We start from the raw sequence: 25,655 nt of genomic DNA, 5'->3' as shown, positions 1-25,655 counted from the left end.
GCAGCAGACCCACCGCGGTCGCGAGCATCGCGTACCTCAGCGTGTCCGACCCGGCCTGCTCCCCTTCCGTACCGGACGCCAGCCCCAGCATCCCCAGCCCCGCGCACACCACCCCCACCGCGGCCCACTCCACCCCGCTCAGACGCACCCGCAGCAGCCAGGCGGCGACCACCGCGGTGACGGCGAGACTCGCGGCCAGCGCCGCGCCGACGGCGTAGATCGGAAGGGACCGCAGCGCGGCGATCTGGAAGAGGAAGCCGAGTCCGTCCAGGGCCAGTCCGGCGACGTACCGCCACTGCCGCAACGCCCGCAGCAGCAAGGCCGCGTCGCCACCCGGACCGGTCCCCGGACCGGCGCCGTCGGCCGCCGCCCGCGCGGCCATCGCCTGCAGCACCGTCGCCGTACCGAAACAGACCGCCGCGCCGAGCGCGCACACCATTCCAAAGAGCACCTTGCGACTGTAGGCGGGCCGGAGGAGGGCGGGAGAACCAGGGGGCAAGGCCCCCTCAGCTGACCCTTCCTTCCCACCCCAGGCCGAGACGACCAGGCACCTTCAACCCAAGGTCGTGTTTCCCAGCCACCCACCCGTGCGCTGCTTCTATCAAGCCCAGGCCCAGCCATCCCAGCCCGTCCGGCGTTTGAGGACAAGGCCCGTCCAGGGCCGACAGCGGGGTCTGGGGCGGCAGCCCCGGGGATGGGACGGGTAAGGGCGGCGGGGGCGAGACAACCCACACCAGCAAGGCACTGACGTCGCTCGCATGGTGGACGGAACGGCCCGCACCGCCGACCCGCCCGCTAGGCTGATCGGCGGGCCGTGACTGGCGCGCTGGGATGGGACCGACCATCGGGAAGCGGCCCCAGGACCGTCGCAACCCGTTGCCGGGGTCCGCGAGTCAGTGCCGTGCGCCTGGGCCGAGCCGTGAACGCCGAACGCCACGTCCGGAGGTCCCCATGTCAGCCGAGCCCCTTTCCCCCGAATCCACCGCCTTCCGCAGCGCCCTCGACGTGATCCGCGCCGTCGAGCCGCGCGTCGCCGACGCCATCGTTCAGGAGGTCGCCGACCAGCGCGAGATGCTCAAACTGGTCGCCTCCGAGAACTACGCCTCCCCGGCCACCCTGCTGGCCATGGGCAACTGGTTCAGCGACAAGTACGCCGAAGGCACCGTCGGCCGCCGCTTCTACGCCGGCTGCCGCAACGTCGACACCGTCGAGGCCCTCGCCGCCGAGCACGCCCGCGAACTCTTCGGCGCCGCGCACGCCTACGTCCAGCCGCACTCCGGCATCGACGCCAACCTCGTCGCCTTCTGGTCCGTACTCGCCGACCGCGTCGAGGCCCCGTTCCTGGAGAAGACCGGCGCCCGCCAGGTCAACGACCTCTCCGACGCCGACTGGGCCGAGCTGCGCCAGGCCTTCGGCAACCAGCGCATGCTCGGTATGTCCCTGGACGCCGGCGGCCACCTCACCCACGGCTTTCGCCCGAACATCTCCGGCAAGATGTTCGACCAGCGCTCCTACGGCACCGACCCGGCGACCGGCCTGATCGACTACGAGGCGCTGCGCACGACGGCCCGTGACTTCAAGCCGCTGATCATCGTCGCCGGCTACTCCGCGTACCCCCGGCTGGTGAACTTCCGGATCATGCGCGAGATCGCCGACGAGGTCGGCGCGACCCTCATGGTCGACATGGCGCACTTCGCCGGCCTGGTCGCGGGCAAAGTCCTCACCGGCGACTTCGACCCGGTGCCGCACGCCCAGATCGTCACGACGACCACCCACAAGTCGCTGCGCGGCCCGCGCGGCGGCATGGTCCTGTGCGACGACTCCCTCAAGGACCAGGTCGACCGCGGCTGCCCGATGGTCCTCGGCGGTCCTCTCCCGCACGTCATGGCCGCCAAGGCCGTCGCGTTCGCCGAGGCCCGCCGGCCCGCCTTCCAGGACTACGCCCAGCGCATCGTCGACAACGCCCGCGCACTCGCCGAGGGCCTGATGAGCCGGGGCGCCACCCTCGTCACCGGCGGCACCGACAACCACCTCAACCTGATCGACGTCGCCTCCTCCTACGGCCTCACCGGCCGCCAGGCGGAAACCGCGCTGCTCGACTCGGGCATCGTCACCAACCGCAACTCCATCCCGGCCGACCCGAACGGCGCCTGGTACACGTCGGGCATCCGCGTCGGCACCCCCGCCCTGACCACGCGCGGCCTGGGCACGGCGGAGATGGACGAGGTGGCCGGCCTGATCCACCGCGTCCTCACGGCCGCCGAGCCCGGTACGACCAAGTCGGGCGCCCCGTCGAAGGCGTCCCACGTCCTGGAGGCGAAGATCTCCGACGAGATCTCGCAGCGGGCGACGGACTTGGTGGCGGGCTTCCCCCTGTACCCGGAGATCGACCTCGGCTGAGGTGTCTTCAGAAGGCGGGGGCCGCATCGATCCGCGGCCCCCGCCGCAGGGCGCGACCAGCCCCGTACAGTCCGTAGCTCCCCGCGTACCGAATCCACCCCACACCTCTGAGACAATGAAAAGCATGGCCTCTGACCGTCCCCGCGTGCTCTCCGGAATCCAGCCGACCGCAGGCTCGTTCCACCTCGGCAACTACCTCGGCGCCGTCCGCCAGTGGGTGGCCCTGCAGGAGTCCCACGACGCGTTCTACATGGTCGTCGACCTGCACGCGATCACGGTCCCGCAGGACCCGAAGGAGCTCACGGCCAACACCCGGCTGGCCGCCGCGCAGCTCCTCGCGGCCGGGCTCGACCCCGACCGCTGCACGCTGTTCGTCCAGAGCCACGTCCCCGAGCACGCCCAGCTCGCCTGGGTCATGAACTGCATCACCGGCTTCGGTGAGGCGTCGCGGATGACCCAGTTCAAGGACAAGTCCGCCAAGCAGGGTGCCGACCGGGCGAGCGTCGGGCTGTTCACGTACCCGGTCCTCCAGGTCGCCGACATCCTCCTCTACCAGGCGCACGAGGTGCCGGTCGGCGAGGACCAGCGCCAGCACATCGAGCTGACCCGTGACCTCGCCGAGCGCTTCAACGGCCGCTTCGGCGAGACGTTCACGATCCCGAAGCCGTACATCCTGAAGGAGACGGCGAAGATCTACGACCTTCAGGACCCGTCGATCAAGATGAGCAAGTCGGCGTCCACGCCGAAGGGCCTCATCAACCTCCTCGACGACCCGAAGACCACCGCCAAGAAGGTCAGGAGCGCGGTCACGGACACGGACACCGTGATCCGCTTCGACCGCGAGGAGAAGCCCGGCATCAGCAATCTGCTCGGCATCTACTCCACCCTCACGGGCACGGACATCGCCGAACTTGAGCGGAAATACGAGGGCAAGGGCTACGGTGCGCTCAAGGTGGACCTCGCCGACGTCGTGGTCGACTTCGTGACGCCGTTCCGGGAGCGCACCCAGCAGTACCTGGACGACCCGGAGACGCTCGACTCGATCCTCGCCAAGGGCGCGGAGAAGGCACGGGCCGTCGCCGCGGAGACCCTCGCCCAGGCCTACGGGAGAGTCGGCTTCCTGCCCGCCAAGCACTGACCGGCACCGAGCAGTACTGAGCAGCACTGAACCGCTGTCGCAGGGGTACCAGTAGCACCGCACCGCGCACGACGCGGCACCAGAGCGCTGCACATCACTCCGGTTGCGCCTGCCCGCAGACCCGCCGGGGCCGTACAGTCGAAAGCCGACCGGTACGAGCAACAGCCCATATGAGCAACAGCCCGTATGAGCAGCACAGCACGAGCAGCACAGCAAGACAACACCGATCCGACGAACAGGAGACGACGTGGGGACCGTAACGATCGGTGTGTCGATCTCGGTCCCGGAGCCACACGGCAGCCTGCTCCAGCAGCGGCGCGCGGGCTTCGGTGACGCCGCCGCACACGGCATCCCCACCCACGTCACCCTGTTGCCGCCCACGGAAGTCGACTCCACGGCGCTGCCCGCCATCGAGGCCCACCTCGTCGACGTGGCCGCCGCGGGCCGACCCTTCCCGATGCGGCTCTCCGGGACCGGCACCTTCCGGCCACTGTCGCCCGTCGTGTTCGTCCAGATCGTCGAGGGCGCGGAGGCCTGCACCTGGCTGCAGAAGCAGGTCCGTGACGCCTCCGGGCCGGTGGCACGCGAACTGCAGTTCCCGTACCACCCGCATGTGACGGTCGCGCACAGCATCTCCGAAGAGGCGATGGACCGGGCCTTCGCGGAACTCGCCGACTACGAGGCCGGCTGGCCGTGCACCGGCTTCGCGCTCTACCAGCAGGGAGCCGACGCGGTGTGGCGCAAGCTGCGCGACTACGCCTTCGGCGGGACCGTCGTGCCGCCGCAGGCGGCCCATGTGGCACGCGGCCCCCTCCCGGCCAGGTAGAGCCAGGTGGAACCGGGTAGAGCCGGGTAACGGGCATTACCAAGGTCCGGCGTTTACGGGGTACAAGTTCTCCATGGACTGGCTGAAGAAGCTCCCCGGCGTCGGCCCGGTCGTCGTCCGCCTGATGACGACACACGTGTGGCGGTCGTACGAGCGTCTCGACCGCGTCAAGTGGTCACGTCTCGCCGCCGCGATGACCTTCATCAGCTTCGTGGCACTGTTCCCGCTGCTCACCGTGGCCGCCGCGGTCGCCGCCGCCACGCTCAGCACCGGACGGCAGAAGGAGCTCCAGGACAAGATCTCCGAGCAGGTGCCCGGCATCTCCGACCAGCTGAACATCGCCGGGCTGGTCGAGAACGCGGGCACGATCGGGGTGATCGCGGGCGCCGTACTGCTGTTCACCGGCATCGGCTGGGTCGGCTCGATGCGAGAGTGTCTGCGGGCGGTGTGGGAAGTGCCGGAGGACGAGGGCAATCCCGTCCTGCGCAAGGTCAAGGACGCCGGTGTGCTGGTCGGGCTGGGCGGCGCGGTCCTCGTCACGATCGGCGCGTCCACCGTCGCCTCGGCGGCGGTCGGCTGGGTGGCGCGGGGGCTCGGCATCGACGAGGCGGGCTGGGGAGCGGTCCTGCTGCGCCTGGCCGCGTTCGCCGTCGCGGTCCTCGCCGACTTCCTGCTCCTCCTGTACGTCCTCACCCTGCTGCCCGGCGTGGAACCGACCCGGCGGCGGCTGTTCGTCGCGGCGTTGATCGGCGCGGCCGGGTTCGAACTGCTGAAGCTGTTGCTGAGCAGCTATATGCAGGACGTGGCCGGGAAGAGCATGTACGGCGCGTTCGGCGTCCCCGTGGCCCTGCTCCTGTGGATCAACTTCACGTCGAAACTGGTCCTGTTCTGCGCGTCCTGGACGGCGACGCCCTCGGCGGAGACGAAGGTGTCCGAGGGACCCGACACGTCGGACGTCCGCCATCCCAGCCCGTCCGGCGTGTGAGGACGAGACCCCGCTGGCCTTACTTCTTCCGCAAAGGCCACCGTCGATTGACCAGAAACGCCCCCCCGGCCAGCAGCACCATCACACCCCCGGCGATCCCCAGCGCGACCCCCATCCCGCGCCCTCCCGTCGCGACCTGGGACGCCTCCTTCGCGACCGGCGACGCGGACGCGCCCCCCTTTCCGGAGCCGCCCCCCGCCTCACCGGCGCCGGTGGCGCCCTCGGTCGGTCCCGGTGAGGCGCTGGACCCCGCCGCCCCCTTGGGCGCGACCAGCTCACCCACCGGCTGTACCTTCCCGGCGGCCCTGAACCCCCAGTCGAGCAGCCGTGCGGTCTCCTTGTAGACCTCGTTGTGCTCGGTCTTCTCCGGGTTCATGACCGTGACCAGCAGCACCTTGCCGCCCCGCTCGGCGACCCCCGTGAAGGTCGCGCCCGCGTTGGTGGTGTTGCCGTTCTTCACGCCCGCGATGCCCTGGTACACGGAGATGTCCGAGTCGCCGGCGAGCAGCCGGTTGGTGTTCTGGATCTCGAAGGATCCGCGCACCAGCTTGTTCTGTTTGTTCTTCTTCGTCTCGCCGGGGAACTTGGCCGAAACCGTCGAGCAGTACTCGCGGAAATCCTTCTTCTGCAGCCCCGAGCGGGCGAACAGCGTCAGGTCGTACGCCGACGACACCTGCCCCCGCTCGTCGTAGCCGTCGGGGCTGACCACCTTCGTGTCGAGCGCCTGGAGTTCCTCGGCGTGCTCGTTCATGTCCTTGACGGTGGCGGCGACGCCCCCGTTCATGTGGGACAGCACGTGCACCGCGTCGTTGCCGGAGCGCAGGAAGACGCCGAGCCACAGGTCGTGGACCGTGTACGTCTCCTTCTCCTTGACGCCGACCATGCTGGAGCCGGCGCCGACGTCCGCCAGGTCGGCGTCCGTGACCTTGTGCTTCATCGTCCTCGGGAACTTCGGCAGCACCGTGTCGGCGAACAGCATCTTCAGCGTGCTCGCCGGGGGCAGCCGCCAGTGCGCGTTGTGGGCGGCGAGGACGTCGCCGGACTCGGCGTCCGCCACGATCCAGGAGCGGCCGGTGATGTCCTTGGGGATCACCGGCACCCCGGCGGCGAGGTTGACCTGCGTCCCGGCCTGCCCGAGCCGCTGCCCGCCCACGGTCGACATGTTCGCCGGGGGAGTCGCCGTAGGGGTGGCGCCCGGCGTCGGCTTGGGGGCCGCGACCGCGGGCACGGGCGCGGTCAGCGCGGCGGACAGCAGGGCGGCGGAGGTGACCAGCAGGGTTCGCCTGGCGGTCTTCTTGGTGGCGGGCACGACGGAGAACGTACATGTACTGGCCCGTGAAGTCGTACCGCCCCTGGAAGCAACCCTGATGCCGACCTCGATGTCGACCTTGATGTCGCTCTCGCCACCCCGGCCACCGGCCCCCGTACCGGGCGGCGATACTGAACCCATGAAGCTCAGCCGCCCCGTCTCCTGGTTCCTGCTCGCCTTCGGGGTGTGGAGCTGGGTCATCTGGGTCACTTTCATCAAGAATCTGGTCAAGGACGGCAGCGGACTCGCGTTCGACGACGCGGGTGCTCCGACGGCGTACTTCTGGGTGCACCTGGTGCTCGCGGTCGTCTCCTTCGTATTGGGGACGATCGTCGGGGGCATCGGGTTGCGTGGACTGCGCGCTTTGCGCCAGACCTCATAGCCGCCAGACCTCATAACGGGGGACACACCCGCATGGTCATCGTCTTCGTGCTCGCCGGCCTCGCCGCGGTCGCCACCCTCGTGGGGCTGCACTGGTACGTCTGGCGCCGCCTGGTGCGCGACACGACCGCCGGCCCCGGCCTCGTCCGCCGGGTCGGCACGGTGGTGTTCGTCGCGCTGCCCGTGATGATGATCGCGGCCCTGGTAGCCGAGCGGACCGGCGCACCCTTCTGGCTCCAGCGCACACTGGCCTGGCCGGGCTTCCTGTGGCTGGCCGTGTTCATCTATCTGGGGCTGTCCCTGATCGCGGGCGAGGCCGTACGGCCACTGCTGCGACGGTTCCTGGACCGGCGCACCGCGGCCGGGGCCGCCGTACCGCCCGTACCGCTCCGCAAGACGGAGACCGTACCGGCGGTGTCGTCCGAGCCCCAGGAACAGCCAACGGAAACCCCTGCCACCCCGAGCACCCCTGACCCCGGTGCCTCCCCCCGGCCCCTCTCCGCCCCCTCCCGGCGTCTCTTCGTCGCCCGGGTGGTCGCCGGAACGGCCGCGACCGTGGCGGCCGGGACCGTCGGATACGGCACGTACGGCGTCCTGCGCGGCCCCCGCGTCAAGCGCGTCACCGTGCCGCTGGCCAAACTCCCGCGCGGCGCCCACGGGTTCAGGATCGCCGTCGTCAGCGACATCCACCTCGGGCCCGTCCTCGGCCGGGGTTTCGCGCAGAAGGTCGTCGACACGATCAACTCCACCCAGCCCGACCTGATCGCGGTCGTCGGCGACCTGGTCGACGGCAGTGTCAAGGACCTCGGCCCGGCAGCCGCCCCCCTCGCCCAACTCCGGGCGCGCCACGGCGCGTTCTTCGTCACTGGCAACCACGAGTACTTCTCCGGCGCCGAACAGTGGATCGAGGAGGTACGGCGGCTCGGTCTGCACCCCCTGGAGAACGCGCGCGTCGAACTCCCCGCCTTCGACCTCGCCGGCGTCAACGACCTCGCCGGGGAGAGCGAGGGCCAGGGCCCCGACTTCGCCAAGGCGCTCGGCGACCGGGACACCTCACGGGCGAGCGTGCTGCTGGCCCACCAGCCGGTGCAGATCCACGACGCCGTCGAACACGGCGTCGACCTCCAGCTCTCCGGCCACACCCACGGCGGCCAGCTGTGGCCCGGCAACTTCATCGCCGACCTCGCCAACCCGACCCTGGCGGGCCTGGAGCGGTACGGAGACACGCAGTTGTACGTCTCCCGGGGCGCCGGCGCGTGGGGTCCGCCCACGCGGGTGGGGGCGCCGTCGGACATCACCGTGGTGGAGTTGGCGTCGACCGCGTGACCACGGCTCGGACGCCGACAGACCGAACAACTCGCCCCCCAGCCAAGCCAGTCGCGCCAGCCGCGCCGGTCAGGGGCGACCCACCCGCTCCGGCAAAGTGATCGTCACGGCCAGCCCCTCGCCGGAGGCGGTCCGCACCGCGACCTCCCCGCCGTGCGCCTGCACAACCCCCTGCACGATCGCCAGCCCCAGCCCGCTCCCCGCCCCACCCCCCGCCCGGAAGAACCGGTCGAAGATCCGCGCCGCGTCCTCCCGCGCCAGACCTGGCCCCTCGTCCGCGACACACAGCCGTACGACACCGTCCACGCGCTCCACCCCAAGCCGCACCGCCACACCGGCCGGCGTATGGGTGCGCACGTTGCCCACGAGGTTGCCCAGTACCTGTCTGAGCCCCGACTCGTCGGCCCGTACCAGGATCGCCCCGTCGGCGGACACGCTGACCGGCCGGGCCGGTTCCTGGATCCGCAGATCCTCCGCCGCGTCCCGCACCAGGCGGCTCAAGTCGACGTTTTTCAGGCGGAGTTCGGGCCGCTGGTCGAGACGGGCCAGGGTCAGCAGCTCGTCCACGAGGCGCCCCATGCGGTCCGCCTCGCCGTTCATCCGGTCCCAGGCGCGCCGGCGCTCCTTCGGGTCGGTCAGCATGCCCTTGTCGTACAGCTGGAGGTAGCCGCGTATCGCGGACAGCGGGGTGCGCAGTTCGTGCGAGGCGTCGGCGACGAACTGACGCAGCTGGGCCGCGCTGTGCTCGCGGGTGCGGTACGCCGACTCGACCTGGTGGAGCATGGTGTTGAGGGCGACCCGCAGTTGTTCGACCTCGAGGGTGGCCTCACGGCTGGACGGGATCCGCCGGGTGAGATCGCCCTCGGCGATGGCCGTCGAGGTCTCGACCATGTCCTCCAGGGGTGCCATACGGCGGCCCACACTGAACATGGTGAGCACGGCGAGGAGCGCCAACAGCAGTGTCCCGACAGTGAGATCGAGCTTCAGGGCCTTGCCGAGAACGTCGCGCAGGGCGTCCGTCGAGGTGGCCAGGAGCACGGTCGTGCCGTCGGCGAGGTGGGCGGCGGTGACACGGTAGGGGGCGTCCCGCATCCGGATGTCGTGGGGTTGGTCGTCGTCGGCGAGGGCGCCCGGATCGGAGACGGCGGCGACCAGGGCCCGCTGGTCGGCGGTGGCCTCGAACCCGGCGACGGGCATGGCCCGCCCGTTCTCGCCGACGACCACGAAGATGCCGTCGGACACGAAGGAGCTGGAGTTCACGGGGCCGGTGTCCGACGGGCCGGAGGGAGCTGAGCCGGCGGGGCCGGCGCCCGGGGAACTGTGCCGGTACCTGTCTGTCAGAGCGGCGAACGCGGTCAGGGAGTCGATCTGCTCCAGCGTGATCCGGGAGTCGCCGATCGAGTCCCGGGTGCTCATCAGCTGGGTGTCGACGCTGTCCTGCAGATACAGCCGCATCCCCATCACGCTGCCGGCGGTCGCCACGACGATGCCGAGGGCGAGCAGCGCCACGTTGGCCAGCGTCAGCTTGACCCGCAGGGAGTGGATCCCGCGCTTGCAGCGGAAGGTGCGCCGCCACGCCGCCCTGAACCCCGGGCGACTCACGACAGCCCGTATCCGACACCGCGCCGGGTGGTGATCAGGGGCGGCCCGATCGCGTCGAGCTTGCGCCGCAGATAGCTGATGTACGTCTCGACGACCGTCGATTCGGGAGGCGTGTGCTCGTACTGCCAGACATGCCGCAGGAGTTGCTCCTTGGACACGATCCGGCCGCCGTTGCGCACCAGGAACCGCAGCAGCGCGTACTCCGTGGGAGTCAGCTCGACGGTGTTGCCCGCGCGGTGCGCGCTGTACGTCGACTCGTCCAGCTCCAGGTCGCCGTAGCGCAGCAACGGCCGCTGCGGGAGCACGTCGGCGGGCCGGGTCCTGCGCAGTACGGCCGTGATCCGCGCGACCACCTCGTCGATGTTGAACGGCTTGGTGATGTAGTCGTCGCCGAAGCCGAGGGCGCCGACGATCTCGCCCGGCGCGTCCCGCGCCGTCAGGAAGACGAGGGCCAACCCGGGTCTGCGCTCGCGCAGTTCCCGCCCGAGGGCCCGGCCGTCGCCGTCCGGGAGCATGATGTCGAGCAGCGCGACGTCCGGCCGGGTGCGCTCGGCGAGGGTGAGCGCCTCGCGAACGGTGCCCGCGACCATCACCTCGAAGCGGTGGTAGCGCAGGGCGATGGCGAGGACGTCCGCGATGCTCGGTTCGTCCTCCACCACCAGCACGGTGCCTGGAGCTGTCATGCCCCCAGTATCGGCGGGACCACTGACAGCGGTGCCTGTTCGCGCTTTGGAGTTCCTTGAGAGTCGGGCCCGACCGGTGTGCACGCCCGCGTGCCGCAACCAATCCTGTTGCCAGGACCTGGGGGACCGACCGAACCGACCAAGAAGACGAGCAAGGGGTGTTGAGCGTGGAGGCATTGGCGCGGTGGTGCTATCGGCACCGGCTGGTGGTCCTGTTGATATGGGTGGGGGCCGTGTTCGGACTGGGCGTCGCGGGGACCGCCGCGGGCACGGACTACGCGAACGAGTTCTCCCTCCCCAACACGGACTCCACGCGTGCGTACCAACTGCTGGAGAAGGCCTTCCCGCAGGCGGCGGGCGACACCGACACGGTGGTGTGGAAGGTCGACGAGGGCTCCGTGCGCGACGAGTCGGTGCGCTCCCGGATCGAGCCGAAGCTCGCGGAGATAGCGAAGATGGCGGGGGTCGGCGCGGTCGCCGGTCCGTATGCCCCCGGTGGCGCGGCCCAGATCAGCGAGAACGGGCGGATCGCCTACGCCCGGGTCACCTTCACCGAGCAGGCGAACGGAGTGCCCAAGGACACGATCGAGAACGTCGTCGAAACGGCCCGGTCCGCCGAACGCGACGGACTCCAGGTCGAGTTGGGCGGCCAGGCGATCGCCAAGACGCAGGATCCGCCCGCCGGTATCGCGGAGACGGTGGGCATCCTGGCCGCGGCGGTCGTCCTGTTCCTGGCCTTCGGCTCGTTCTTCGCGATGCTGCTGCCGCTGGTCGTCGCGGTCGCCGCCCTCGGCACCGGCCTGATGACGATCGCGCTGCTCAGCCATGTCACCGACCTTCCCGAATTCGCCCCGCTGCTCGGCTCGTTGATCGGCCTGGGTGTCGGCATCGACTACGCGCTGTTCATCGTCACCCGGCACCGCCGAGGCATCCTGCGCGGTGCGCGGCCCGAGGACGCGGCGGCGACCGCGCTCAACACGTCAGGGCGCGCCGTACTGTTCGCCGGCGGCACCGTGTGCATCGCGCTCGCCGGCATGCTGGTGATGAACATGCGTTTCCTGGACGGCGTGGTCATCGCGACCTCCGTCACGGTCGTCCTGAGCGTCCTCGCCGCGATGACCCTGCTCCCGGCCCTCCTCGGCCTCCTCGGCATGCGTGTCCTCAGCCGCAGGCAGCGCCGCCGGCTGGAGGCGACGGGACCGGAACCGCTCGAGGCGAACGGACTCGCGGCGCGCTGGTCCTCGTACGTCGAAAGGCGCCCGCGTTCCACCGCGGCGATGGCCCTGCTGGCGATGCTGATCCTCGCGCTGCCCGTCCTGTCCATCCGGCTCGGCGCGACCGACCAGGGCAACCACCGGGAGTCGACGACCACCCGCCAGGCGTACGACCTGCTGGCGGAGGGCTTCGGCCCCGGATTCAACGGCCCGCTGCTGGTGGTGGTCGCCAACGGCGACGCGAACGCGCTCGTCTCGAAGATCCGTACGACCGAGGGCGTGGCCCAGGCGGGAGCGGCACCCGCCTCTCACGGCGTCTCGGTGATCCAGGTGGTCCCGACGACGTCACCCCAGTCGCAGAGCACGGACCAGCTGATCGACCGGCTGCGCGACGACATCGTCCCGGCCTCCGGGGCCGAGGCCCACGTCGGCGGAGTGACGGCCACCTTCAAGGACTTCGCGGCGGTGACGGGCGACCGTCTGCCCTACTTCGTCGCGGCGATCATCTCCCTCGGCTTCCTGCTCCTGATGGTGGCGTTCCGCTCCCTCATGGTCCCCCTCACCGCGGCGCTCATGAACCTGATCGCGGCGGCGGCCTCCTTCGGCGTACTGGTGGCGATCTTCCAGTGGGGCTGGGGCACGGAACTCCTCGGCGTCGGCAAGGAGGGCCCGATCACGGCGTTCCTGCCGGTCATCATGCTGTCCCTCCTCTTCGGCCTCTCGATGGACTACCAGGTGTTCCTGGTGAGCCGGATGCACGAGGAATGGGTCCACACGAAGGACAACGCGCGGGCGGTCCGCGTCGGCCTGACGGAGACCAGCAGGGTCATCAACTCCGCGGCCCTGATCATGATCTGCGTGTTCTCGGCGTTCGTCCTGAGCGGCGACCTGGAGGGCGCGATGGCGGGCATCGGCCTCGCCGCGGCGGTCGCGCTGGACGCGTTCATCCTCCGTACGGCCCTGGTTCCGGCCGCGATGCACCTGCTCGGCAACTCCAACTGGTGGCTGCCGGCGGGCCTGGACAAGCGCCTGCCCCATCTGGCGGTGGAACCGCAGGAGGAGCCCGAGGCCGCCGGCGAACCCGCCCCGGTGGTCCACGGTTTCGTCCGTGACACGGACGGCGCTCCGGTCGAGGACGCGTCGGTGACCCTGCTGACGAAGGGCGGACGCCAACTGGACCGGGTCACCTCCCGGGCGGACGGCTCGTACACCCTCTCCGTCCCGACCCCCGGCACGTACCTGCTGGCGGCGACAGCACCCTCGTACGGCTCCCGGGCCCGGCAGGTGACCATCGAGGACGGCCCCCTCGTGTACGACGTGGAGCTGCCGGAGCCCTCGGAGGAGGGAGCGGACGAGGTGGACGCAGTGAACTGACCTGCCCCGAGACCTACTTGACCGCCTCGCCCTTCCCGGATTCCTCGGACTCTTCGGGAAGGGCGTTGGTCATCCCCGGCAGGAAGTCGCTGAACAGGTCGTGGACCTCGCGGACGAGCGGCCGCAGCACACGGAAACGGGCCAGCGCCACCCCGCGCGCGGTGAGCCGGGCGCCGCGCCCGGCGAGCCGGTAGGTGCGCTCGCGGCCCTCCGTACGGTCGTAGATCCAGTACATGACCATCCCCATCTGGGACAGCCACATCAACTCGGGCAGTACGTCCCTGAGTTCCTCCGGCACCTTGGCCTTCGACCCGGCGAGCACCTCCCGGTGTACGTCGATGGCCTGCACGCGCGCGTGCTCCGACTCGGCGGAGAACGGGCTGAGCGGACTGTTCGGGTCGGCGGCGGTCTTGAAGAACTGCACCGCGAACTCGTGGTAGGGAGCGGCCACATCGAGCCAGGCCCTGTGTACCCCGGCAAGCCGGGCCTCCAGGTCGGTCTCCCGGTCCAGTACCTCCCGCGCGGCCACCTGGTACTCGCGGGCGAGCTGGTCGTAGAAGCCCTGGATCAGGTGCTCCTTGCCGGCGAAGTAGTAGTAGGCGTTGCCGACGGAGACCCCGGCCTCCTGAGCGATGGCCCGCATCGTCGTCTTGTCGTACCCCCGCTCCTTGAACAGCCGCATGGCCGTCTCCAGGATCAACGCACGCGTCTGCTCACTCTTCGCGGGAGCGGGAGCGGGAGCAGACGCGGAGGGCTCAGAGGACGCAGAGGACTCGGAGGACTTGGGGCTGTCTTTCGCTGCTGACACGGAAGGAGCCTAACCAGTGGAACAGGTGCCGCTGCCACAGCCGGGTGGGCCTGCGGGCAGGGCGCCGGGTGCGGTGTGCGTCCAGCCGAAGCTGGGATCGTACGACCACCCGTCGGCCCGCCGGTACACCGCCCGGCCGCCCCTGCCGGTGCCCTGCTGCCGCCCGCGCCACTTGGCGGCGGCGAGGACGGCACCCTTGGCGAACACGGCCCCGGCCGGGGTGGCGAACCGATGGGCGAGCGGCCGGTACTCGCGGAGCGCCCACAGCACGACGACCCAGGCACCGGCGCCACGGTAGACCTGCCCGGCGTCCCCGACCACGGTGACGTCGTCGAGGGTGGCGGAGTGGTCGAGGGTCGGAAACAGCCCCCGTGCCCGCTCCGATCCCGCCGGGACCAGCGCCAGCGGCACCAGTTGAGGCTGCCGTCCGAGCCACTCGCGCACGAAGGTGCACAGCTCGCAGTCGGCGTCGTACAGAACGGTGAGCCGGCGGACCGGAACGCCCCCCGTGGCGTCCCGGTCCGCGCGGGCGGCGGTGTCCCCCGACCCCGCCGCGTCCAGGTGGCTCATCGCGGTCACGCCCCGCCCGCCGGGGCGACCCAGCCCTGCGGCGCGACGGGCGGCACCTGCTCCCGCTCCATGACACCCCGCCGACGGATCTTGCTGAGCACGAAGACGTTCCCGAGGTGCATGACACCGAGCACCAGCAGCACGACCCCGAGCTTGGTCGAGAGGGCCTCGAAGACCTCCCGGGTGCTGCCGATGTCCCCGTCACCGCTCAGATAGAGGGCGACGAACCCGAGGTTGACGAGATAGAAGCCGACGACGAGCAGATGGTTGACGGCATCGGCGAGCTTCTCGTTCCCCCGCAGCACATCGGCGAGAAAAACGCGCCCGTTACTGCTGAGGGTGCGCGCGACCCAGACGGTCAGCGCGACGCTGACCAGCAGGTATATGACGTACGCGACGACTGTGAGGTCCATGTCTTCGTCCTTGTCCCCGTGCCTCTTGAGATGCCTCTTGAACGACTTGAACGCGTTCAAAAATGCTTACGGGGATGACTGTAGACCTGTTTTTGAACACGTTCAAGTAGCGTTCGATGTCGCCCGAACGAATCGCACGAACGTTCCGTGAGCGGGTGCCTCGTTCAGGTGGCGCCACGACTGTCCGTGCTGGGTACGCTTAACGGACAGGCGAGACTCCGTCGCATGGGAGCACTGATGAGCGCCGTATCAGAGGACGAGCTCGGCGATGAGCCGCCGTACCGCTGGCCGATCCCGCCTGCTGAGGGCTGGACCGCGGACGACCTCGACCGGATTCCGGGCCTCCCGCCGCACACGGAGTTGATCGACGGGAGTCTCGTCTTCATGAGTGCCCAGACCCGGTTCCACAGTCGCATGATGCGTCTGCTGGACAATGCCTTGCTGGCTCAGGCGCCAGCGCATTTGGACGTCGACCGGGAAATGGCGGTCAGGCTGGACCAGAAGAACCGGCCGGAGCCGGACATCGTGGTTTTTCCGGCGGAGGCGGTTACTGGTCCGAACCAGACCTGGTACAGGCCGGAGGACATCGTCCTTGCCGTCGAGGTCGTCTCGGCCGACTCTCGTGAACGCGATCGCGAGGTCAAGCCCCGCAAGTACGCGGCAGCCGGAGTACCACACTTCTGGCGGGTCGAGCAGGACGGCGACCAGGGCCTCCCGGTCGTCTACGTCTACGAACTCGACCCAGCCACCATGGTCTACGGCCTCACCGGCATCTTCCACGACCGCCTGAAGGTGACTGTGCCCTTCGAGATCGACATCGACCTGACGGCGATCAATAGCGGGCGCCGGTCCACGTCATGACTTCATGACCGCGCGAGCTCCGGCCGTTTCCGGTAGTCCGTGAAACCGATGACGTTGCCCCACGGGTCGGCGATCTCGACGGTCCAGCCCGTGGCGACGGACGCCGGGACGTCGAGGGGGGTGATGCCGGCCGCGGTCAGGGCGCGGGCCGCCGCCTTGGCGTCCGGTACCTCCAGCCACACCCGGGGCGAGGCCCACGGCGGCGGCCGGTGGCCGAGCGCCTCCTCGACGCGCAGCAGCAGCCCGGGGGTCTCGGCGCCGACCCTCAGTACGGCGATCCCGGCCTCGTCGAGCCGGGCGGTGATCCCGAACCCGGCGCGCTGGTAGAAGGCGACCGCCTCGGCGAGGTCACCGACGGGCAGCAGCACGTTGTCGAAACCGAGCAGTTCGTACGACTCGTCATCTGACATGGCGTCAGGTTAAGGGGATGGTCGGCGGAAACCGTGGAGGCGGGTGAGGCGATCGGGGGGCGCGCTGATCAGGGAGTTCGCTTCGCCTGTCCGGCGTCGAGGATCTCGGCGACGTCGAGGGTGACCTTGGCGCCGAGGGAGTCGGGGAGGGCGACGAGCTCGCCGGGGGCGTGGACGCGGTGGGTGGCGTACGTGTTGCCCTCGGGGTCGGTGAGCACGTGGAGGCGCTGGTGCTTGCGGTCGACGACGACGTAGACGGGCACGTTGGCGTCGGCGTACGCGGCGACTTTGGTCTGCAGGTCGGCCTTCCAGTTGGTGGAGGTGACCTCCAGGACGAGGCGGAAGGCCACCGGCTCGTAGCAGTTGTTCCCGACGAAATGCTCTTCGATGTCGGCGTCGACGACGACGAGATCAGGGACGGCGTAGTCCTCGCTGCCGCTGGGCAACCACAGGCCAACGCCTTGGAGGACCTCCGTCTCGCTTCCGTCGATGCCGGCCGCGGTGAAAGGGCGCGTAAGCCTGGCCAAGGCACGGGCGTGGGCGACGTCCGGGGGCGGGGACACGAGGATCAGGCCTCCGATGATCTCGACGCGGTAGCCCGGATTGCGCTCCATGAGGCGGTTCGCCTCCGCGATCAGCGGACGGTCGCCGTGGTGCCGCTCGACGGATGCTGCGGACATCGCGTGCCTCCTGGGGGCTGGTGTCGAGGACCTCATCGTAGGCCGGTCAGGACGTGTGCGGGCCGATCGCAGTACGTCACCCGATCGAGTGTCCGGCACAGCCGAGGGCCCCGCTTCCTGCGGAAACGGGGCCTTGACGACGTACGCACACCAGCTACCGGTACCACCTCGGCCGGTGATCAGCCGATGGTGATCCGGGTCTTCCAGTAGCTCTTCGCCGGGAGGACCTCTCGTCCCGGAACGGGGGCCATGGTCGCCCTGCCGCCGGCGTAGAAGCGGACGGTGCCGTCGGCTCGGACGGCCCAGAGGTCGGGGATGTTGTCGCCGTTGGAGTCCGGGATGCCGAGCAGGTGGGGCATGTTGGCGACGTTCCAGCCGGCGGGGGCGTACTCGGTGTCGGTGCCACCGGCCGAGGCGTTGCTGCTGGCCAGCGAGGCCAGACTGACTCCGCCGCCCTCGGCCGCGATGCCCTTGCGGAGCCTCAGCACGGACGCCGTGTCCTCGCGGTAGATGAGGTCCGTCACGCCGTCGCCGCTGACGTCCTGCGCGGTGACGAGGTCGCGGCCGGTCCAACCGGTCGCCGAGAGCCGGATGGCCTGGTCGATCGTCGCCCCGTGATAGCCCGTGAAGGCCCACAGTTCCTGACCGATCGTGGCGAAGAAGTCGGTCCGGCCGTCGCCGGTGGCGTCACCCGCGGCCATGATCTGTGTGAACGTCGCGGGACTCGGCGCGCCGCCGGGCAGCAGGATCTCGACGCGTTTGTCGATGTTGACGGCGCCGTACCCGTCCCCGGGGTAGACCCACAGACGCCCGTCCCGGCGGACGACGAGGTCCTGGAGGCCGTCGCCACCGTAGATGTCACCGTTGTGGGTGATCAGCGCACCCATGAAGCGCCCGTGCCCCGGAAACGAGTAGGGCGGCACGTTGTCGTTGCCGTTGGGATCCTTGGCCCGGTTGGCGTAGTAGGCGCCGGGCATCGAGTTCTCGTTGAGGTCGCCGGTCTTCTTGGTCAGGTCCATGACGTCGGTCCGGGAGGAGTACATGGCCAGGTCGCCGGCCTCGGTGACGACCATCATGTCGGGGAGTTTGTCCCCGGTGAAGTCCATGGGGGCGTCGGCCTGGTCGCGTGGCGTCACGTAGAAGAGGTACTTCGTCGGCTCGGAGACGTTGCCCGCCTGGTCGACGACTCGGACGTACAGCACGTTCGGGCCGGCGGACGGGGGTTTGGCGTTCGCGAGGGTCGCGCTGACCGTGGCGGCGGTGCCGAACGTGCGGTTCAGACCGAACGCGAAGTTGGGCGAGTTGAACCCGTACTCGTACCGCACGACGTCCGTGTCCAGGGCGCGGACGGTGAAGGAGCCGGGGGTGCCGAACTTCTTGGTGCTCCAGATCGCGTCCTCGCCCTTGTGGCCGAAGCCGTCGTCCTCGCGGTCGGCGTCCGGGAAGTCGACGGAGGCGACCCTGGGCGGCCTCGGCGCCGACAGGTCGAGCACGAAGCGACAGGGCGCCTTCGCAGGGGAGAAGCCGGAGGAACTTCCGGCGTCGTCCTTGGCCTGCACCCGCCAGGCGTAGGTGACGCCGTTGGTCAGTCTGCTGGTGGGAAACGCGTGGGTGGTGACCAGCGCCGCGCTTCTGCTCCCATCGACCGAGACCTTGCCGGTGCCCCCGAGCAGATCGCCCGTGTCCTTCCACTTGCCGTCCGGCCAGAGGTCGAAGTCGAGGAAGTCGAGGTTCGCGTCCTTGTCGGTGGAGCGGGCGGTGAAGGTGATGCCGCCGGCGGCCATCCGGACGTAGGGCCTGGTGGTGGTGCACTTGGCCTCGGGGCCGAGGTCGAGGGAGTCCGGGGCGGACGGCTTCCGGTTGTACTCGAGTATCAGCACGGGCGCGAAGTCCCTGTCCGCCTGGAACTTCTTCCACGCGTACTGCGAATGTTCGTCGCTCGCCCGCATTCCGAAGGTGATCGTGGTCGCCCCTTCGTCGGCCCGTTTCTGCGCGGCCGCGCGCAGGTCGAACGTCTCGAAGGCGTCCCGGCAGCCGGACTTGAAGCCGTGGGCAAAGCTCTTGGTCGCGTACTTGTTGCCGTCGTGCAGACTCGGCGCGTTGTTCCAGTTGGTGCGTGAGTCGATCGGGCCGGTGAGGTGCACGGTCATCGAACGGGCGCTGCACGACCAGGCGTACGTCTCCAGGAGCTGCAGCGTCGCCTTTTGGATCTTCGTGCCCTTGAGGGCCTTGTCGAACTCGATGTTGAAGTACGAGCGTGAGGTACCCCAGGTGTCGGACTCGAAGCCGACGCGCGCCTCGTGCGTACCGCCCTTGTTGAAGCCCTTGCCGTTGTAGAACGTGGCGTTGGGGTGGCGGCTGTAGGCGGTGGTCCAGCTCTGGACGTGCCTCTTGAACGACGGGTCGACGAAGACCGGGTAGGTGGTGGCCGGGTCGGCGAGGAAGTCCTGGTCGGGGGTGAGCAGCCAATGGGATCCGGACAGCTCGGACTTGACGACCTCGCCAAGTGAGTCGGGGGCCGGGCCCTCGAGTGACGGCAGGCTGAGGGTCGCGGCCGAGCCGGTCTGCGAGGGCGCGGGCGTCGGCTCGGGCGGTGCGGACGGCAGCGGGGACGCGGACACGGTCGGCGCGGGGCCGTCCGAGGCGGACGGCAGATCCTCCGGCTCCGTGTCGGCCTGCTCGTCCGTCTCGCCCGGATCGTCGTCGGCCGGGCTGACGCTGTCGCTGGGCGTGGTGTCGGGCGCGGGCACGTCGGTGGGTACGGGCGACTCGGCCTCGGTGGGCTGCGCGCCGGCCCCCACCCCGCCGTCCGTGACGGCCGGGACACCGCTGCTGTCCCACATCAGGGGGGTGGGCGACGTGGCGACGTCCTCGCCGTACGCGTCCTCGGCGGAGAGGATGCCGGTCACCGCGTTGAGGCGGAAGTCCAGGTCCGGGGCGGAGACGCCGTACGTGAGCTGCTGGACGTGGGGATCGGCGGCGGCCTGCCGGTTCTTGAGCACGACGAGCTGCGCGAAGCCGTCGTCGTCGGCGGTGAGGACGAGGTCGGCGCCGGGGAAGATCTCCGGGTACAGCGCCCGGGATCCGTCGATGATCGGGGTGGGTACCGGGCCGGGCCAGGTGAGTTGGATGGCGTGGCCGTCAACGGTGAGGGTAACGAGGGGAGTTGGCGCCTCGTCGGCGGCCAGCTCCGCGTCGGCGAAGGTGCCCTTGAGGAGGGAGACGCGGCGGACGGTGGTGGCGCGGGAGGCACGTTCGCCGGACTGGCCGGACTGGCCGGACTGGCCGGACCGGGCGGGCCGGGTGGCACGGGACGACGACGCGCTCGAACCGGCCGAGAACACGATCCGCGTGTTGGTGGCCGTCGGCTCCCAACCGGCATCGGTGCGGCGCAGGTCGTAGTCGATGTCCTTCCACTCGCCGCCCACCTTGGCCCGGATCGGCGTGGCGTACAGCTTCTTCACCATGCCGCCGCCGGCCTTGGCCCACGTCGTGGAGCGGGCGGTCCGCAAGGCGGTGACCTCGACGGACTTCCCCGTCTTCGTGGCACGCGCGATCGCGACGGCCTCGGTCACCGGCTGCGCGCGCCGACCACCTTTCACCCCGTCGCCCGACCCTGACCCCGCTCCCGAGTCGGAGTCGTCCAGGCCGAGGCTCACGAAGACGATGCCCGTCGCGGCGAGAGCCGCGGTGAGTACGGCGGCGGTGGTCCGGCTTCCGGGCATGCGTGTTCCGGGCATGCGAGACCGGTTGCGCGTGGTGCGCGTCATCGGGCGAGTTCCCCTTCCCCCCTCGGAACCGGGCGCGCGACAGGGCGCGACCGGGCCCGCCGATGATGGCCCAAGAGTTGGCTGTCGTCACGCTTTGCGAACGCGGGCACGGATTGAGTCAGTCAATCGCCAGGCCCGTATCGGTGATTGACCTCGCCCGCCGACAACTGCCCTGCGGAGCGAACTCATGGCCCCGAATCGCTTCTAAAGCCCTCAAAAACCCCTGATTTGTGTGGCATTTGTAAAGGGAAATTAAGAATCTGTAATAGATCGCAAAGGGGTGGCGGCTTCCCTTACCTCGGTTAGGTCGGACTCCGCCCGTCACCAACCGCTACAAGATGCTACGTACCGTGTGGATCATCACATCCACACAGGTGATCTAGCGAAACCCCACAGATCCATCACAGAATCTCCGGCATCTGCTATGCCCCACGTGTGGTCCGATCCTGGTCCCGCACCAAGTGGTCCGGGGGGACCTCACCGTGTTCGGTCGCTTTTCGCATGCCCGCAGTCGCCGTGTTTCGCGTCTGCGGACGGCTGTTGTGCCCACTGTCGGCGCGGCCCTGCTGGTAGGTCTTCTGCCTGTTCAGGCGTTCGCCGTGCCGCCCGACCCGGCCGCGGCCGAACGGGGCCGCGAGGACACGCTCCAGTTGGAGACGCTCGACCCGGAAGTGCCTGTCGAGGGCGTTACCGAAGAGCAGCACGCGAGGCCCTTCAGGATCGCGATGCCCCCGCGCCTGGAACAAGCGCCGGCGGGTACGACGACCACGCCCGTGGGCACCGGAAGCGTCAACTTCGGCTCGGCGACGAACGCGACCACGACACCCGCCTCCGTCCGCACCGGCGCCACCGCCCAACAGGTGGCGGACCCGAAACCGGCGGGCGTGCTGCCCATCAGCCTCGGCCAGGCCCCCAACCAGGCTGCCCCCACAGGCATTTGGGACGTCAAGGTCTACGGCCGGACAGAGGCCGTCTCCCAGGGCGTGGACGGTACCGTCGTGGGCGTCCAGGCTCCGGCGACGGGATCCGTGCCCATCTCGGTCAAGATCGACTACTCGAAGTTCAAAAGCCTCTACGGCGCCGACTGGGCCTCCCGCCTCAGACTGGTGCAGTTCCCCGAGTGCTACCTCGACACCCCGCAGCTCGAGGCGTGCCAGGAGTACGTGGAACTGGAGACCACGAACGACACGGCGACCGAGTCCATGACCGCGGTCGTCGACACAGCGGCCGACGGAACGGTCACCCCGGCCTCGGCGACACGCGAAACCCCCGTCGGCGGACCGGCGACAGTCCAGGCCTCCTACCGCGGTTCGCCCGCCGCCACCGGCACCGCCGTAGCGGCCTCCGGCGACCGCGCCGCCGTCGGCGCGATCGACTCGGGCCAGGGCAACGGCGGTTCGTTCAAGGCGACCCCGCTCGCCTCCAGCGGCAAGTGGGCGGCCGGCGGCTCCTCGGGCGCCTTCACCTGGTCGTACCCGCTGACTATTCCGGCGGCGCCCGCGGGCCCGGCCCCGAACATCGCGCTCGGGTACAACTCGCAGACCGTGGACGGCCGTACGGCGGTCTCCTCGCCCCAGGTGTCCTGGATCGGCGAGGGCTGGGACTACGACCCGGGCCACATCGAGCGCCGGTACAGAAGCTGCCAGGACGACCGCAAGACGGGCACCCCCAACAACAAGGCCGCGAAGGACAAGACGTCCGACCTGTGCTGGGTGTCGTACAACGCGGTGATGTCGCTGGCGGGCAAGACCACCGAACTCGTTCGGGACGCGCCCGCCGGCAGCGATCCGGAGACCGACACCGAGATCTACCGGCCCACGCAGGACGACGGAACCAGGGTCGAGCACCGCATCACGAAGGGCACGAACCGGGACGACAACGGCGAGTACTGGATCGTCACCACCACGGACGGCACCAAGTACTACTACGGCCTCAACAAGGTGGGCGGCGGCCACGCCGACACCGACTCCGTCTCCACCGTCCCCGTCTTCGGCAACCACCCGGGCGAACCCTGCAACACCAGCACCTTCGCCAACTCCCGTTGCGGCGCGGACAAGCAGCAGGCCTGGCGCTGGGGCCTGGACAAGGTCGTCGACGTGCACGGCAACGCGCTGGTCGTCCGCTGGAAGCAGGAGAAGAACTCCTACGCCGTGAAGAAGAAGTTCACGGCGCCCGAGGAGTACGACCGTTTCGCGTACCCGACGAAGATCGAGTACGGCATGCGCGCGGACCTGACGAAGCCGTCGGCGACGGTCGACTTCGGCGTCCAGCAGCGCTGCCTCGAGCCGACGGCGGCGTGCGACGCGGCCAGCTTCGGCAAGACCGACGACCCGGGCGCGTACCGCCTCTGGTGGGACACCCCCGGCAACCTCAACTGCAAGTCCACGTCGAAGATGTGCCCCGCCTTCCCGTCCTTCTGGACGCAGATCCGCCTGGACACGATCACGACGAACGCGGCCCGCGCCGGCCGGACAGGCCTCGGCAAGGTCGACACGTACACCCTCAACCAGTCCTTCCCGAAGGACTGGTACGACACGGCCCCCAGCCTCTGGCTGAACTCGATCACCCGCACCGGCTTCGCCCCCGGCGACACCACCGGCACCATCCAGCATCCGGACGGCGTCAGCTTCGCCGAGTACAAGGTCGGTTCGGAGTCACCGCTGAAGGTGCGCCTGCGCGACAAGCAGCTCCCGAACCTGGTCCGCACCGGCAAGAGCGATCAGCGCCCCGGCTTCACACGCCCCCGCATCGGCACCGTGTCCACCGAGACCGGCGGTGCCGTCGATGTCGAGTACACGGGCGGCTGCGCGAGCGCACCGGCCACGGACAACGGCCGGAACAACGGCACGTGTTACCCGGTCCACTGGTCTCCGGACGGCGACGAGAAGAACCCCGGGAAGGTGTGGTTCAACAAGTACGTCGTCGCGTCCGTGATCGAGCATGACAAGGTCGTCACGTCGCACGGCCAGAACATCAAGACGTCCTACACGTACACGGGGCCGGCCTGGTCCAAGAGCGACGACGAGTTCACCCGCCCGTCCCTGCGCACGTTCAGCGACTGGCGCGGCTACCGAGAGGTGGCGGTGACGAAGGGCGGATCCGCCAGCGGGCAGAACATCCTTCAGGCCCGGTCGTACTCCGTCACCCGTTACTTCCTCGGCGTCGGTGGCCAGATCAAGGACTCCAAGAACAAGTACAACCTCATCGAGGACGACAGCCCGCAGTACGCGGGCATGACGGCCGAGACGATCACTTACCGCGACTCCGACAAAGCAACCCAGAGGCCGCTCCCGGACCTCCCTTGGTCGAAGCGCACCCTGAATTTCCCCTGGTCGAAGCAGACCGCGTCGCGCGCCAGAAAGGCCGAGGACGGCACGGACCTGGATCCGCTCCTGGCATACCGCAGCGGAATCAAGCGCACGGACGAGATCCAGACCGTCGGCGAGAGCTGGCAGGCCGTCCGCACGCTGACCTCGGTGGACGACACCTACGGCCTGCCCATCCAGGTCGAGACGTCCGTGGTCAAGCCCGGCGCCGGCACCGACGAGACCTTCTCCGACCGGACGTGCACGGTGACGACGTACGTCCACAATCCCTCGGCATGGCTGATCGGTCTGCCCAAGTCGCAGCGCAGCACGGGCACTTCGTGCGCGGACTACGCGGCGGCGGACCCGGCGACCAAGCTCATCAAGTCCGTACGGAACAACTACGACGGAAGCACGGCCGACAACGAGACCCCGACGAGGGGCCTGGTGACGACTGTCACCGCCGTGGACGGCACCGGAACCGCGGACGTGGTCGCCGCGCGGATGGTGTACGACACGCTGGGCCGCATCCGAACGGTCACGAAGCCGGCGGCGGGCACGACGACGACCGAGTACACGCCCGGCGACGAGGGCGGCCCGCTCACCGCCGTGAAGACGACCAATGCCTTGGGGCACAGTGTCACCACGACCTTCGACCCGGGCCGCAGCCTGCCGCTGACGGTCACCGACGCCAACAACCGCGTCACACGCAACGAGTACGACGCACTCGGCCGCCTGGTGAGGGGCTGGTCCCCGTCCCGTTCCCCGGGCGGTACGCCGGACGTGGTGATCGACTACCAGCGGGCGGTCGCCGACCCCAACAAGGCGAGCCGTCCCGCCGCCGTCACCACCAGCACACTCAGGGACGACGGCACCTACGGCAAGCAAGTCACCATCTACGACGGCCTGTTGCGCCAGGTGCAGACCCAGTCGGAGGCGCACGGTCCCGGCCGCGTCGTCACCGACACCACGTACGACGACCACGGACTGGTGGACGAGCAGAGGGGCGCCTATCTGGCGAAGGGTGAGCCCACCACCGATATCTTCCAGCCCCGGTCCGAAACCCTGATTCCGAGCAAGGTCAAGTTCAGCTACGACGGACTGGAACGCCCGTACAAGGAGTCGACGTTCCACTCCGGCCGGTTCAAGTACGCGACGACCACGACCTACAACGACACGAGCACGGACGTGAACCCGCCCGGCTCGACCGCCCCCCGGACGCGCACTTCCACCGATGCCCTGGGCCGCGTCACCTCGATCCTTCACTACAAGGACGAGACCAGCACGGGCGCGGGCCGTACCACGACGTACGGGTACGACGCCCGGGGTTACCGCGACACGGTGAAGGACCCGGCGGGCAACCTCTGGACGTACACGTACGACGCGCGGGGCCGGGTGAAGTCGACCACGGACCCGGACGTCGGACAGACGGACACCTGGTACGACGCCGCGGACCGCCCGAACAAGGTGACGGACGCGGAGAACCGGACGACGTTCACGCAGTACGACGACCTCGGCCGTGTCACCTACGTCCGCGAGGGATCGGCGACCGCGAACCCGGTGAAGTCGTTCTCGTACGACAGCCTGCCGGGCGCGCTGG

The 25,655-nt window shown here is 69.6% G+C and carries 18 protein-coding genes and 1 pseudogene; 9 read left to right on the top strand and 10 right to left on the bottom strand.

Features of this window, described 5'->3' with window-relative positions:
* Positions 1-439 (bottom strand): annotated as a pseudogene (locus tag ADL01_RS03455) (hypothetical protein); the annotation flags it as partial.
* 512 nt (positions 440-951) lie between these two features.
* Between ADL01_RS03455 and ADL01_RS03450 the strand changes: the two are divergent.
* The 4 genes from ADL01_RS03450 (at position 952) to ADL01_RS03435 (ending at position 5,349) form a co-directional block, all read left to right on the top strand.
* On the top strand, positions 952-2,400 hold the full coding sequence (locus ADL01_RS03450) for a glycine hydroxymethyltransferase (protein ID WP_053740370.1): 1,449 nt from the start codon (positions 952-954) through the stop codon (positions 2,398-2,400).
* A gap of 124 nt (positions 2,401-2,524) precedes the next feature.
* Positions 2,525-3,538 (top strand): tryptophan--tRNA ligase, encoded by a 1,014-nt coding sequence (trpS, locus tag ADL01_RS03445; RefSeq protein ID WP_053740369.1) that lies wholly within the window; start codon positions 2,525-2,527, stop codon positions 3,536-3,538.
* A gap of 247 nt (positions 3,539-3,785) precedes the next feature.
* The gene (locus ADL01_RS03440; protein ID WP_053740368.1) at positions 3,786-4,364 is read left to right on the top strand and encodes a 2'-5' RNA ligase family protein; all 579 of its coding nucleotides are present in this window, start codon (positions 3,786-3,788) and stop codon (positions 4,362-4,364) included.
* Positions 4,365-4,437: 73 nt separating this feature from the next.
* Positions 4,438-5,349: a YihY/virulence factor BrkB family protein gene (locus tag ADL01_RS03435; protein WP_053740367.1), complete on the top strand. Its 912-nt coding sequence runs from the start codon at positions 4,438-4,440 to the stop codon at positions 5,347-5,349.
* Between the two features lie 19 nt (positions 5,350-5,368).
* On the opposite strand, the gene ADL01_RS03430 is transcribed toward ADL01_RS03435, so the two are convergent.
* On the bottom strand, positions 5,369-6,658 hold the full coding sequence (locus tag ADL01_RS03430) for a D-alanyl-D-alanine carboxypeptidase family protein (protein WP_053740372.1): 1,290 nt from the start codon (positions 6,656-6,658) through the stop codon (positions 5,369-5,371).
* Between the two features lie 139 nt (positions 6,659-6,797).
* Between ADL01_RS03430 and ADL01_RS45720 the strand changes: the two genes are divergently transcribed.
* Both ADL01_RS45720 and ADL01_RS03420 read left to right on the top strand, forming a co-directional pair.
* Positions 6,798-7,040 (top strand): SCO4848 family membrane protein, encoded by a 243-nt coding sequence (locus tag ADL01_RS45720; protein WP_053740366.1) that lies wholly within the window; start codon positions 6,798-6,800, stop codon positions 7,038-7,040.
* Positions 7,041-7,072: 32 nt separating this feature from the next.
* A complete protein-coding gene (locus ADL01_RS03420) occupies positions 7,073-8,365 on the top strand; it encodes a metallophosphoesterase (protein WP_053740365.1) in 1,293 nt (430 codons plus the stop codon).
* Positions 8,366-8,434: 69 nt separating this feature from the next.
* Here the strand turns inward: ADL01_RS03420 and ADL01_RS03415 are convergent, their stop codons facing one another.
* Together ADL01_RS03415 and ADL01_RS03410 are read right to left on the bottom strand one after the other, a co-directional pair.
* The gene (locus ADL01_RS03415) at positions 8,435-9,967 is read right to left on the bottom strand and encodes a sensor histidine kinase (protein ID WP_053740364.1); all 1,533 of its coding nucleotides are present in this window, start codon (positions 9,965-9,967) and stop codon (positions 8,435-8,437) included.
* Complete coding sequence (locus ADL01_RS03410) at positions 9,964-10,650, bottom strand: response regulator transcription factor (RefSeq protein ID WP_053740363.1); 687 nt, start codon at positions 10,648-10,650, stop codon at positions 9,964-9,966. The genes ADL01_RS03415 and ADL01_RS03410 overlap by 4 nt, the downstream gene beginning before the upstream one ends.
* Before the next feature lie 176 nt (positions 10,651-10,826).
* Between ADL01_RS03410 and ADL01_RS03405 the strand changes: the two genes are divergently transcribed.
* Positions 10,827-13,238, top strand: a complete 2,412-nt coding sequence (locus tag ADL01_RS03405) for an MMPL family transporter (RefSeq protein WP_053740362.1) — start codon at positions 10,827-10,829, stop codon at positions 13,236-13,238.
* A 13-nt stretch (positions 13,239-13,251) separates the two neighbouring features.
* Here the strand turns inward: ADL01_RS03405 and ADL01_RS03400 are convergent, their stop codons facing one another.
* The 3 genes from ADL01_RS03400 to ADL01_RS03390 are packed head-to-tail and all read right to left on the bottom strand — an operon-like array spanning position 13,252 to position 15,029.
* On the bottom strand, positions 13,252-14,046 hold the full coding sequence (locus ADL01_RS03400; RefSeq protein WP_053740361.1) for a TetR/AcrR family transcriptional regulator: 795 nt from the start codon (positions 14,044-14,046) through the stop codon (positions 13,252-13,254).
* Positions 14,047-14,055: 9 nt separating this feature from the next.
* Positions 14,056-14,616 (bottom strand): thiol-disulfide oxidoreductase DCC family protein, encoded by a 561-nt coding sequence (locus tag ADL01_RS03395; RefSeq protein ID WP_053740360.1) that lies wholly within the window; start codon positions 14,614-14,616, stop codon positions 14,056-14,058.
* Between the two features lie 5 nt (positions 14,617-14,621).
* Entirely contained in the window at positions 14,622-15,029 is a 408-nt protein-coding gene (locus tag ADL01_RS03390; RefSeq protein WP_053740371.1) for a hypothetical protein, read from the bottom strand.
* Positions 15,030-15,266: 237 nt separating this feature from the next.
* On the opposite strand from ADL01_RS03390, the gene ADL01_RS03385 reads away from it, so the two are divergent.
* Positions 15,267-15,890, top strand: a complete 624-nt coding sequence (locus ADL01_RS03385) for a Uma2 family endonuclease (RefSeq protein ID WP_053740359.1) — start codon at positions 15,267-15,269, stop codon at positions 15,888-15,890.
* Positions 15,891-15,892: 2 nt separating this feature from the next.
* Here the strand turns inward: ADL01_RS03385 and ADL01_RS03380 are convergent, their stop codons facing one another.
* The 3 genes from ADL01_RS03380 to ADL01_RS03370 all read right to left on the bottom strand — a co-directional run bounded on the left by ADL01_RS03380 (position 15,893) and on the right by ADL01_RS03370 (position 20,750).
* On the bottom strand, positions 15,893-16,300 hold the full coding sequence (locus ADL01_RS03380; protein ID WP_053740358.1) for a VOC family protein: 408 nt from the start codon (positions 16,298-16,300) through the stop codon (positions 15,893-15,895).
* A gap of 68 nt (positions 16,301-16,368) precedes the next feature.
* Complete coding sequence (locus tag ADL01_RS03375; RefSeq protein ID WP_053740357.1) at positions 16,369-16,980, bottom strand: Uma2 family endonuclease; 612 nt, start codon at positions 16,978-16,980, stop codon at positions 16,369-16,371.
* 179 nt (positions 16,981-17,159) lie between these two features.
* Entirely contained in the window at positions 17,160-20,750 is a 3,591-nt protein-coding gene (locus ADL01_RS03370; protein WP_053740356.1) for a DNRLRE domain-containing protein, read from the bottom strand.
* Between the two features lie 542 nt (positions 20,751-21,292).
* On the opposite strand from ADL01_RS03370, the gene ADL01_RS03365 reads away from it, so the two are divergent.
* Positions 21,293-25,655, top strand: a 4,363-nt coding sequence (locus ADL01_RS03365) for an RHS repeat domain-containing protein (protein WP_420719680.1), incomplete at its 3' end; no start/stop codon positions are given.

The organism is Streptomyces sp. NRRL WC-3618, from assembly GCF_001280005.1.
Classification (GTDB): Bacteria; Actinomycetota; Actinomycetes; order Streptomycetales; family Streptomycetaceae; genus Streptomyces.
Note: the sequence above shows the minus strand (reverse complement) of the source record. Positions and strands in the feature narration are given on the sequence as shown.